The organism is Chloroflexota bacterium (assembly GCA_014360805.1).
Classification (GTDB): Bacteria; Chloroflexota; Anaerolineae; order DTLA01; family DTLA01; genus DTLA01.
The window spans coordinates 1-8039 of the sequence record JACIWU010000109.1 but is presented as its reverse complement, the minus strand read 5'-3'; the positions used below and the strand labels follow the sequence as shown (position 1 = coordinate 8039).

The window sequence follows — 8039 nt, the reverse complement described above, 5'->3', positions numbered from 1 at the left end:
CCGCCGAGAGAGCAGCGCCAACCGAATGTGCGACCTCCCGATGGGCCTCCTGGCGCTATGTTACCACATCGTGCGTTCTTATGAAAAAGCGAGCGTGAGTAACATTCGCGTGGGTCCGCGTTCTTCGCGGTTACAGCTCCGTGGAATCCCCAACACAAACTGGAACCGCCCCCGCATCCCGCCCCATTTGTGAGAAACAGCGCACGGCGTATAATATATACAAACCGAATTTACTGCCGAAAGAGACTCGCTTATGAAACCTGTCAATGGGCTGGGACACCTGGCCACGGCCCGCCTGCGCACAGCAGCCGCCCTCCGGAAGAGCGCCTCGGGCAGTCCCGCCGCGCTCCAGACGCTTCGGCTGGCCCTGCCTGCCGCCGGCGAGCAAATGCTGGGGATGATGGTGGGCATTGTGGATACGTTTCTGGTCGGGCACATCGGCGCGGCAGCCCTCGCGGCCGTGGGCCTGGCCAATCAGTGGGTGATGCTAACCAACGCGCTCTTCGGCGCCATAGGCGTGGGCAGCACCGCCCTCATCGCGCGGTCGGTCGGAGCCAAGGATTCGCTGCTCGCCAACCGTGTGCTCCGACAATCGGTGCTCGTGGGGGCGGCCATCGGCCTCGTCGCCACGGTGCTCGGCACGACGCTGGCGCGCCCCGCGGTGGCCCTCATGGGGGCCGAGCCCGAAGCCCTTGGCCCTGGCACCACCTATCTGCGTATCGTCTCGGTGGTGTTCCTTCCCGCCACGCTGATGTTCATCTGCAACGCCGCCATGCGCGGCGCGGGCGACACGCGCACACCCCTGCGCATCATGTTCATCGTCAACGGCATCAACATCGTGGTGGCCTGGTCGCTCATCAACGGAGCCTTTGGACTGCCGCGCATGGGGGTCGCGGGGTCGGCCATCGGCGCGGCCACCGCCCGCATGATGGGCGGCGTCCTGGCCGTGAGCACGCTGGCGCGAGGACGCGGAATCCTTCGGCTCGTGCTGGACAAACTGCGCCCCGACTGGGACCTCATCAAGCGCATACTCCGAGTCGGCGTGCCTTCGGGCCTGGAGCAACTGCTGTTCCGATTCGGCCAGATGTCCTACGCGCGGGTGGTCGCCACGCTTGGCACCGCCGCCTTCGCCGCCCACCAGGTCGCGCTGAATGCCGAGTCGCTATCCTACATGCCGGGCTTCGGTTTCGCCGTCGCGGCCACCACGCTGGTGGGGCAGGCTCTGGGGGCCCAGAATCCGAAAGAAGCCGAACGCAACGGCTACACGGCATTCGCCATCGGGGCGGCGCTGATGGGCCTGATGGGGGTCATCTTCATCCTATTCCCGCTGCCGCTCGTCAGTTTCTTCACGTCCGACCCGCAGGTCATCGCGCTGGGGACTGGGCCGCTGCGCATCGTGGGGCTGGCCCAGCCGGCGCTCGCCGCCACCATGATCATCAATGGGGCTCTACGCGGCGCCGGGGACACGCGCTATCCGCTCTACATCGTCGCGGGGTGCATCTGGGGCATCCGCGTCCCGCTCGCCATCCTGTTCATCACCGTCTTGGGCCTGGGACTGGAGTGGGCCTGGGTCGCCATGTCGGTGGACCTCTTCTTCCGCGGGTTGTTCGCCTTCCTGCGCTACCGAGGCGGTAAGTGGAAGTCCATCCAGGTCTAGTGCGCATGCCCGCGCGCTAGGAACACAACCGCACCGCGGCCTTGTACAGCACCCGCACCCCAAAAACCAGGTTGGCCACGGATATCCGCTCGTTGTGCCCGTGCGCCATCTCCAGCGGCGACACGTCCATGTCCTGCTTCATCGGGCAGAAGCCATAGACCTTGACGCCGCGTTTCGCCAGGAAGCGGCCGTCGGTGGAGCCGGTGATCATGAAGGGCAGCATGACCGCTCCCGGGTCCTCTTCGGCCAGCGCCTCCGCCAGGATGGTGTACAGCGGGGTCTGGTATCCCGCCTCCGACGGCTCCGACGTGCCGATGATGTCAATCCGCACCTTGTCGCCGACATAGGGCCGAATCTCGCGGATCAAGTCATCGGGCGTCTGGCCGGGAATCAACCGCCCGTCCACCTGCGCCTCCGCCACCGAGGGGATGACATTCGTCTTGCTGCCGGCGCTCAGCACTGTGGGCGTGGCCGTGTTGCGCACCGAGGCGCGCAGCAGCGGCCCTATCGTCTCCTCGCGGGCCAAGGCCTTCGCAACCAAGGGTTCAAACACCGGATTGAGCACCAGCGGCAGGATGAAGGACTGCGGGAACGGCAGCAATCGGGCCAGTTGCTGGACAAATTCGCGCACCGTGGGCACCACATGCAGCGGGAGTCTCGCGCGCGACAAGCGGGCGATGGCCTCCGCCAGGGTGGCCACGGCGTTGTCGCCCTTCGGGATGGACCCATGGCCCGGCTTGCCCTGCGCCGTCAGCCTCATCCAGCAGACGCCCTTCTCCGCGGTCTGGCAGACATAGGCGCGCCTGCCGCCGATGTCCAGGCCGAACCCGCCCCCCTCATTGATGGCGTACTCCGCCTCCGAAAGTTCGGGCCGCTGCTCCACGAGCCAACCCATGCCCGTCAGACCGCCCGCCTCTTCGTCCGCCGTCGCGGCCAGGATGACGTCCCGCTTCAATGGCACACTCTCGCGCTTGAGCAGGAGCATGAGCATCAACTGCACGGCGGTCAGGTTCTTCGTGTCCACCGCGCCGCGGCCCCAGATCACGCCATCCACCAGTTCGGCGGCGAAGGGCGGGTGCTCCCACTTGTCCGCTTCGGCGGGCACCACATCCAGATGCGACATCAGCAGAAGCGGGCGGGCAGAGCCGTCGCCACGGAGCCGCGCCACCACGTTGCCCCGCCCCGGCGCCGACTCCACCACTTCCGCCTCTATGCCCTCGCCCCGAAGCACATCGGCCAGATACTCCGCGGCAGGCAGTTCGTTGCCGGGCGGGTTCGTCGTGTCCATGCGGATCAGGTTCTGTAGGTGCTGCACAACCTCGCGTTCTACAGCGGCCCAATCTGGAGACATCGCACTCCCTCCCCCAGGCCGTCTAGCGCCGACGGCCTTGTCTACGCCAGCCACTTCTCCACGATATCCTTCAGCGTCGGCTGGCCGATCTCCTGCAGTTCGTACCGCACGCGCTGCGACGGATGCTTGATGGTGAGCACCCTGCGCAGGTCAATGGGCGTGGCGATGAGAACCATGTCGCACGGCGTGTTATTGATCGTCTCCTCCAATTCGCGCACCTGCTTCTCGCCATACCCCATCGCAGGCAGGAGCGCACCTGTGTTCGGGTACTTGCGGAACGTGTCCACGATGGACCCGACCGCATAGGGCCGCGGGTCCACCAACTCCGCCGCGCCCAGCCGCCTGGCGACCACCGTGCCCGCGCCGTAGGCCATCTCGCCATGCGTCAGGGTCGGTCCATCCTCAATCACCAGCACGCGTTTCCCGCGGATCGCCTCAGGCGCTTCCACGAAGATGGGCGAGGCCGCCTCCAAGACCGTGGCGCGCGGGTTCACCTGAAAGACGTTCTCACGCACCGTGGTGATGTTGGCGATGTCTGCCGTGTCCACCTTGTTGATGACCACCACGTCGGCCATGCGCAGGTTCGTCTCGCCAGGATGATACCGCACCTCGTGCCCTGCCCTGTGTGGATCCACGACGACGATATGCAGGTCGGGCCTGTAGAACGGCAGGTCGTTGTTCCCGCCGTCCCACAGAATCACGTCGGCTTCCTTCTCCGCCTCGCGCAGGATGCGTTCGTAGTCCACGCCCGCATAGACGATCACGCCACGGTCCAGGTGAGGCTCGTATTCCTCGCGCTCCTCAATGGTGCATTGGTGGCGGTCCATGTCGGCGTAGGTGGCAAAGCGCTGGCAAGCCTGCTTGGCCAAGTCGCCGTAGGGCATCGGGTGGCGAATGGCGACCACGCGCTTGCCCATGTCGCGCAGGATGCCCGCGACGCGGCGGCTGGTCTGGCTCTTGCCGCTGCCGGTGCGCACCGCGCAGACCGCAACCACCGGCACGCTGGCCTTGAGCATGGTGGACTCGGCCCCCATCAGTCGGAAGTCCGCCCCTGCCGCCAGCGCCACCGAAGCCTTGTGCATCACGTACTCATGGCTCACGTCGCTGTAGGCGAAGACAACCTGGTTCACGCGCAAGTCGCGAATCAGGTTCACCAGTTCCGATTCGGGGTAGATGGGAATCCCCTTGGGATAGTTGGGCCCCGCCAGTTCTGCCGGGTACACGCGCCCCTCAATGTTGGGGATTTGCGTCGCCGTGAACGCGACGACCTCGTAATTCGGGTTGTTGCGGAAATACACGTTGAAGTTGTGGAAGTCTCTTCCGGCAGCACCCATGATCAGGACTCTGTCTTTCTCCATTGAAAGCCTCCTCAGTGTATTGCTGTTTCGCTACGAGTTATCGCTGGCGCCGGGTTTGGCTATTGGCCGCGCAAACCGCGCCAGAATCTCCCCTACCCCATACAGCAGGATCAGTGGCGCCATCACGATCAGCATGTTGAAGGGATCTGGCGTCGGGGTGATGACCGCGGCCAACACCGCGATGAGCACAATCGCGTATTTGCGGTTCTTGCTCAGGAACGCGGGAGTTACGATGCCGAGTTTCGCCAGGAAGAAAACGATAAGGGGAGTCTCAAAGGTAACCCCAACCCAAAACAGCAGGCTGGTTACGAAGGAGATGTAGGAATCTATGGAATACGTCGGGCGAACGATGTCGCTCATGAAGCCTTTCAGGTATGCGATGGCAAAGGGGAGCATGACCAGCGCGGCGAACAGCACGCCCAGCGCGAAGGAGAGCGTCGCCCCAGGCAGCAGGAAGTACAGATATCGCTTCTCCTGCGGGGTGAGCCCGGGCACGATGAACCGCACGAGTTGGTAGATGATGACTGGCATCGCGAGCACAACGCCCACGATGAGGGCCAACTTGAAGTACACGATGATGGTCTCGGTGGGCCTCAACGCCACGGGCACGTTCGGCTGCATCGGGCGGATCACGATTTCAAACAGCCGCGGCGTGAACAGGAACAGACTCACCAGCGTGCCTACAAACAACGCCAAGAAGGCTTTGATGAGGCGATCGCGCAGTTCGCCCAAATGGGCGAGAAGCGGCATCTTGTTGCTCTCACTCATCCTGCGCAGGACTCCCTTCGTCAGGATTCCCGGGCCCTACGCCCGATGCGCTGCCCGCAGCTGCTACATCGGACCCGCCCTTTTCGCCTTCCACGGGCGAAGGCTCCTGCACTACCTGTCCCACGCTGGACAGCGGAATGCCATGCACCGGCTGGATGGCCGGCGGAGGCGTAGGGGCCGACGAACCGGCTTTGCTCGCGGCCTCGCTCAAGTCCAGTTCCCTGGCGACGGCAGACGTAACCTCCTCCGACGTTTTGCGGAACTCGTTGAGCGTCTTCCCGATGGTGCGCGCGACCTCCGGAAGCCGGTTAGGGCCGAAGACGATGAGCGCCAGGATGAGGATGAGGATCAGTTCGCCTGGCCCAATCCCGAACAAAGTCATGCCCCACCCTCCTTCTCCGCATCCTGAGGAGAGCCAGCGCCCTGATCGGGATGGGAAGCACCGCTTGCCCCCTGCATTTGCAGAACAAAACTGCCCAGAACGCCGTTCACGAATCGGTGAGAACTCTCGCTTCCGAACATCTTGGCCAGTTCCACGGCCTCGTTGATGACCACCTTCATCGGCGTCGTCCGATCCACGTAGAGTTCAAACAGCGCGATGCGCAGGATGTTTCGGTCTATGGTCGCCATCTGCTCAATGGGCCACTGGGGAGCGTTCTTCTGAATGAAAGCATCCAGTTGCTTGCGGTGCTCCAACACCCCGAACACCAATGCGCGCGCAAAATCCACGCCCGCGTCCGGAAGCGGCGTCTCCTCCAGGCGGTGCTGGAGTACCACATCGGGAGGATGCCCCACACTGTCGGTCTCAAAGAGAGCCTGCAAAGCCACAATGCGAGCGCGCCGCCGTACTTTCACGGTTTACACCTGCTCCTCGGCATCGGGGAGTTCCACGTCTTCAATGAAGATGTTCACCTCGCGGACCACGAGGCCCACCGTCTCGCTGATGGCGCGGGCAATCGCGGCCTGCAATCGCCGGCCCAACGCCAGCAGATTGACGTTCGCCTTGGCCACCAGATGGACATCCACGGCCACGCTGTTGCCCTCCACGTCCACGCGGACACCGTCATCCACGCCGCCGACCCCGAGAAACCGGCTGACGTCGCTGCGCCAGTCCTTGCACAGGCGCGCCACGCCCTCATCGGCGTTGGCCGTCAGGGTTACGATTGTCGTCAGAACACCAGGAGCCAGTGTTACCTTGCCGACCGTCTCATTTTGCATAGCCAGACCCCCTCGCAATCAGCATCGCAACCCCTAGATTACCCTATTGCGCGCCCGAAGTCAAGCGGGGCGCGTGAATCGGCCAAAAGAAAGGCCGTGCCGCGGAACCCCGCACCACGGCCACAGGCACAACCCTGAGCAAAGCCCTATTCCGTCCTACTCCCCGCCTTCAACCTCTATCCGCGCGGCTCCGCGATAGTAGCCACAGGTCGGGCAGACCCGATGGGGCAGCCGCAGGTTCTTGCACTCTGGGCACACGACCAGGGAGGTCGTCTTCAGCGCCAGATGCGACCGGCGACGATCCCGCCGTCCCTTTGACAGTTTTCGTTTCGGCAGAGCACCCATAGTCCAAACTCTCCTTCAATGAGATCAACTTGTCCGCAGGCCCGCCAGCGGAGCCCAGCGCGGGTCCACCGGCTCATCCGTGCAGGTACAGGTTTCCGTATTCAGGTTGCACCCGCAGTGGGGACAAATGCCGGCGCAATCTTCCCGGCAGTGCGGGTGATCCTCAATCGCCAGAAGCAGATTCTGGCGCACAACCTCGCTGAGATCCAGCATGTTGTGCTTGTCAATCACCAGCGCCGGGTCCTCGTGCGTGCCAGGCAACACGCGCCCGGTCAAGACATCTATACTAGGCTCAAACTCCTCCACGAGTTCAATGGACACCCGCTCAACGAAAGGCTCGGCGCAACGCACGCAGATGAGTTCCAAATCGGCATGCGCGCTGCCCTCCACCAGCACATTGGCGCCCACGTGGGTGAACCGCACATGGCCCACAAGCGTGCTATGCGGCACAATGAGCGGATCCAGCCCGCTGATGTCATCGTCCAAATCGTACTCTCGGACCCCGCCCGTGGGGCCAAGCAGCAATTGCGCTACATTGAATCTCATTCCTACACCTTCTTGAAACCAGCAGAAAGCACAGCGCATTATAGCCTCCCCGCGCCCGCGTGTCAAAGCGAGCACTGGGCAGGCAATGCGCCTCTGCCAGTCGCACACGGCCCTCCCGCGTGCGGACAAAACGAGAAGCGGCTTGCAGGCCGCTTCTCCAGGTGGAGATGGCGGGAATCGAACCCGCGTCCGAAAGATTCGACCAGAGACCTCTACGAGCGTAGGTGGCCTTTGGAATCTCGCCCCACCAGCACCCGGCCAACGGGGTCTGCATGGAGCCAGCCGATGCGCTTGGGCCCCCCGTATCGGCATCCGGAGGGCTGCATCCCGGTCTTCATGACGCCCTGGATCCACCTCACCGGGAGAGAGATGGTCAGGACGTAGTTACCCGCAGGTAACTAAGGCATCGGCTCTCGCTGACTAGGCAGCGATGGCCAAAGCCGGCTTCTGTGCGAAGTTCGCACTTCTCGTTTTGCCCATTTTCACGCGGTTGGGCGCCTCGGCTCGCAGTCCCTGATCAGCCTCCTCCGTCGAGACCATTCATCCCCTGACACACATGTATTATATTCAAAGTCGGCCAAAACACAAAAACCGGTGAGAGGCGTCTCGTTCCCCAAGTTCTTTGGTCGCGCCATGGGCATAGGCGCCAGGTGCGACGCACTTTTGGGACGTCGTGCATCCCGCCCATTGCGAGCGTAGGGCAGGTTTCCATACCTGCCCCCAGCCTCCGGCGGCTATGGAAAGCCGCCCTACGTGTTTGGACGTCGTGCCACCCGCCCATCACGAGCGTAGGGCA

The 8039-nt window shown here is 63.6% G+C and carries 9 protein-coding genes and 1 other RNA gene; 1 reads left to right on the top strand and 9 read right to left on the bottom strand.

Going from position 1 to position 8039, the window contains the following annotated elements; translation table 11 throughout:
- Nucleotides 1–253 precede the first annotated feature (253 nt).
- Nucleotides 254–1657, top strand: coding sequence for an MATE family efflux transporter (locus H5T65_13175; protein ID MBC7260180.1), 1404 nt, complete (start codon nucleotides 254–256; stop codon nucleotides 1655–1657).
- A gap of 16 nt (nucleotides 1658–1673) precedes the next feature.
- Here H5T65_13175 and H5T65_13170 read toward each other — a convergent pair whose 3' ends face one another.
- From H5T65_13170 to ssrA, 9 genes are all read right to left on the bottom strand, one after another.
- Nucleotides 1674–3008 (bottom strand): M20/M25/M40 family metallo-hydrolase, encoded by a 1335-nt coding sequence (locus H5T65_13170; GenBank protein ID MBC7260179.1) that lies wholly within the window; start codon nucleotides 3006–3008, stop codon nucleotides 1674–1676.
- A gap of 41 nt (nucleotides 3009–3049) precedes the next feature.
- Nucleotides 3050–4366 (bottom strand): GTPase, encoded by a 1317-nt coding sequence (locus H5T65_13165; protein MBC7260178.1) that lies wholly within the window; start codon nucleotides 4364–4366, stop codon nucleotides 3050–3052.
- A 30-nt stretch (nucleotides 4367–4396) separates the two neighbouring features.
- Nucleotides 4397–5134 carry a twin-arginine translocase subunit TatC gene (gene tatC / locus H5T65_13160; GenBank protein ID MBC7260177.1) on the bottom strand — a complete coding sequence of 246 codons (738 nt, stop codon included), beginning with the start codon at nucleotides 5132–5134 and terminating at the stop codon, nucleotides 4397–4399.
- Entirely contained in the window at nucleotides 5127–5516 is a 390-nt protein-coding gene (locus H5T65_13155; protein ID MBC7260176.1) for a twin-arginine translocase TatA/TatE family subunit, read from the bottom strand. The genes tatC and H5T65_13155 overlap by 8 nt, the downstream gene beginning before the upstream one ends.
- Complete coding sequence (gene nusB, locus H5T65_13150) at nucleotides 5513–5989, bottom strand: transcription antitermination factor NusB (GenBank protein ID MBC7260175.1); 477 nt, start codon at nucleotides 5987–5989, stop codon at nucleotides 5513–5515. Before nusB ends, H5T65_13155 begins: the two co-directional genes overlap by 4 nt.
- A gap of 3 nt (nucleotides 5990–5992) precedes the next feature.
- Complete coding sequence (locus tag H5T65_13145; GenBank protein ID MBC7260174.1) at nucleotides 5993–6352, bottom strand: Asp23/Gls24 family envelope stress response protein; 360 nt, start codon at nucleotides 6350–6352, stop codon at nucleotides 5993–5995.
- 156 nt (nucleotides 6353–6508) lie between these two features.
- Complete coding sequence (gene rpmF, locus H5T65_13140; GenBank protein ID MBC7260173.1) at nucleotides 6509–6697, bottom strand: 50S ribosomal protein L32; 189 nt, start codon at nucleotides 6695–6697, stop codon at nucleotides 6509–6511.
- A 24-nt stretch (nucleotides 6698–6721) separates the two neighbouring features.
- Nucleotides 6722–7243, bottom strand: a complete 522-nt coding sequence (locus tag H5T65_13135) for a DUF177 domain-containing protein (protein ID MBC7260172.1) — start codon at nucleotides 7241–7243, stop codon at nucleotides 6722–6724.
- Nucleotides 7244–7402: 159 nt separating this feature from the next.
- Nucleotides 7403–7791: a transfer-messenger RNA gene (ssrA, locus tag H5T65_13130) on the bottom strand.
- Nucleotides 7792–8039: the final 248 nt, after the last annotated feature.